Raw genomic sequence first — 2679 nt, forward strand, 5'->3', positions numbered from 1 at the left:
GCATAATATTCCTAAACCCTTATTAGACCGAATGGAAGTTATCAGTATTGCCGGTTATACCGAAGAAGAAAAAATAGAAATTGCTAAACGTTATCTTATTCCCAAACAAACAACCGATCATGGACTCACGCCTCAGCAGATTTCATTTTCTGAAAGCACCATCGCCAAAATCATCCGTGACTATACCCGTGAGGCTGGTGTTCGAAATCTTGAGCGCAATATTGCAAATCTCTGCCGTAAGGCGGCGCGTAAGATTGTCCAGGGCCAAGGGCCTGTGATTAAATTTACAACACAAAATTTGCATACTTTCCTAGGAGCTCCTAAATATCGCCACGCGCAAGCCGAAAAAGACAGTCAGGTAGGAGTTGCTACCGGCCTTGCTTGGACAGAAGTTGGTGGTGATGTACTGGCTGTGGAGATTTCAACCATGAAGGGCAAGGGGAAACTTACCTTAACTGGTCAATTAGGTGATGTGATGCAAGAATCGGCACAAGCCGGGTTCAGTTATATTCGGTCACGAGCTAAAGAAATGGGAATTGAAGAAGATTTCCACGAAAAACTGGATATTCATATCCATCTGCCTGAGGGAGCTATTCCCAAAGATGGTCCGTCTGCCGGCATAACTATGGCAACTGCTGTTGCATCCGCATTGACTGGCAAACCGATTAGAAGCGATGTAGCCATGACGGGAGAAATAACTCTCCGCGGTAGAGTGCTGCCTGTCGGCGGCATTAAGGAAAAAGTACTTGCCGCGCATCGGGCAGGAATTAAAACCGTTGTGCTGCCTAAAGAAAACAAACGTGATATTGACGAAATTCCGGCAAATGTCAAACGGAATCTCGAATTTGTGTTTGTTGAACACATGGATGAAGTGCTGCAAACTGCAATGGTGAAAGAGTAATGACAGACACGGTTTCTTTTAATATTATCAATGCTAGTTTTGCTGCTTCCGCTGTTAACGCCAGTCAATATCCTCAAGGTGATCTGACAGAGATAGCGTTTATTGGGCGATCTAATGTTGGCAAATCGTCGCTCATTAACGCTTTATGCCGTCGCAAAGGGCTGGCTCATACTAGCAGCACACCGGGAAAAACCCAGACGATTAATTTTTTCCGGGTGACAGGCAAATTGCCCGACCAATCGTGCTTAGAATTTATGCTGGTTGACTTGCCTGGCTATGGGTATGCTAAAAGGGCACAGTCAGCTCAGGCTACATGGTCTAAATTTATTGAAGAATATTGGTTAACATCCAACCGTCTTAAGCTGGTATGTCAATTGATTGATGTACGCCATCCACCCATGGAAAGTGATAGTAACGTCTATCAGTGGTTAATACAGCATGGTCTTACTGTGCAGGTGGTTGCTACCAAAGCTGATAAAATTTCCAAGAGCCGCATTCAGCAGCAAGTCCAGGCTATTGCGAAAGGTATTAACATGCGGCAACTTAATCCCGATGGTCGTATAATCACCTTTTCAGCAGTAACCAACACGGGGCGGGATGAACTTCTTGACGTTATTAAGAATATTTTGTTAAAATAAAAGCATATACGGAGGGGACAGTCAGCCGGCTGTCCCTTTACTTATAGTCAAAGTCGGGAGGATATCTATGCTAACCCAATTTGATAAAGAGTTGCTTAATATTATTCAAACCAGGCTACCGCTGGAACCAAGGCCTTATGCGAAAGTAGCCGAGTGGCTACATGTTGAGGAACATACGGTACTGGAACGATTGGGCTGGCTCAAAGACAATGGCTATATAAGACGGCTTGGTACTTTTTTCGACTCTGCCCGCTTGGGGTATGTTAGTACGCTGGTTGCGGTAAAAGTCTGTTCCGAGCAGATTGCCGCCGTTGCTCAGGCCATAAATGCTTATCCTGGTGTAACTCATAACTACGAGCGTGAAGGCGAATATAATCTTTGGTTTACTCTTCTTACTGCCGAACAAGCTGAGCAGGATCGCATTCTGGAAAAAATTCGCTGTTTACCGGGGGTGGAAGGGTTGCTTAGCCTTCCTGCCATAGAAAAATATAAAGTAAGTGTCGAGTTTAATTTATAAACATACGGTATTAGCGTAGTGATGAATAACCTGCGAGGTGTTTTATGTTAGATAACCTAGACAAAAAAATAATTGCTGTTTTGCAATGTGACTTTCCGCTCGTGTCTGAACCCTATCGAGTATTGGCGGAGAAAATTGGTATTAGCGAACAGGAACTGCTGGCAAGACTTGATAACTATCGTAAAATGGGCTGGTTGCGCAAAATCGGCGCTGTATTACGGCACCGGGAAGTGGGGTATGCCGCTAATGCATTGTGTGTCTGGAATGTGCCAGAAACACGGCTTGCAGAGGTTGGAAAGCTAATGTCCGGGTATCGAGCTGTTACCCATTGTTATTCACGAATTTCACAGCCTGAATGGCCTTATAATTTTTATACTATGCTCCATGCTCATACTCGTGAGGAATGCCGGGCGTTAGCCGATACATTGGCCAAAGCTGCTGGACTAGATCAATATGTTTTACTTTTCAGCACCCGAGAATGGAAAAAGACCAGTATGAATTACTTTCCCGAATTTGCTAAGGGAGAGGGCACTGGTGATTGTTCTTAGAATTTTTATGAGGTACTATACGTTGATGGCGGAATGAATATGGCTCCTACTTGGCAGCAGAAAGGTGATGTTTTT

4 protein-coding genes are annotated in these 2679 nt (G+C 44.4%); all 4 read left to right on the top strand.

All coding sequences use genetic code 11. The annotated features are described in order from the left end of the window. Positions 1-901: S16 family serine protease (locus AC29Z1_RS16190; RefSeq protein WP_488272485.1), on the top strand; the 901-nt coding region annotated here is incomplete at its 5' end. Then, the gene (yihA, locus tag AC29Z1_RS16195; RefSeq protein WP_488272486.1) at positions 901-1539 is read left to right on the top strand and encodes a ribosome biogenesis GTP-binding protein YihA/YsxC; all 639 of its coding nucleotides are present in this window, start codon (positions 901-903) and stop codon (positions 1537-1539) included. The genes AC29Z1_RS16190 and yihA, both read left to right, overlap by 1 nt. A 67-nt stretch (positions 1540-1606) precedes the next feature. Then, positions 1607-2056, top strand: coding sequence for a siroheme decarboxylase subunit alpha (gene ahbA, locus AC29Z1_RS16200; RefSeq protein ID WP_488272487.1), 450 nt, complete (start codon positions 1607-1609; stop codon positions 2054-2056). Positions 2057-2100: 44 nt separating this feature from the next. After that, positions 2101-2604, top strand: a complete 504-nt coding sequence (gene ahbB / locus AC29Z1_RS16205) for a siroheme decarboxylase subunit beta (RefSeq protein ID WP_488272488.1) — start codon at positions 2101-2103, stop codon at positions 2602-2604. Positions 2605-2679: the final 75 nt, after the last annotated feature.

The organism is Sporomusa sp., assembly GCF_057736855.1.

Bases quoted from the DNA above. Each gene is read 5' to 3' on its own strand.
- ahbB (WP_488272488.1), top strand. From the start codon at position 2,101: ATGTTAGATAACCTAGACAAAAAAATAATTGCTGTTTTGCAATGTGAC.
- ahbA (WP_488272487.1), top strand. From the start codon at position 1,607: ATGCTAACCCAATTTGATAAAGAGTTGCTTAATATTATTCAAACCAGG.
- yihA (WP_488272486.1), top strand. From the start codon at position 901: ATGACAGACACGGTTTCTTTTAATATTATCAATGCTAGTTTTGCTGCT.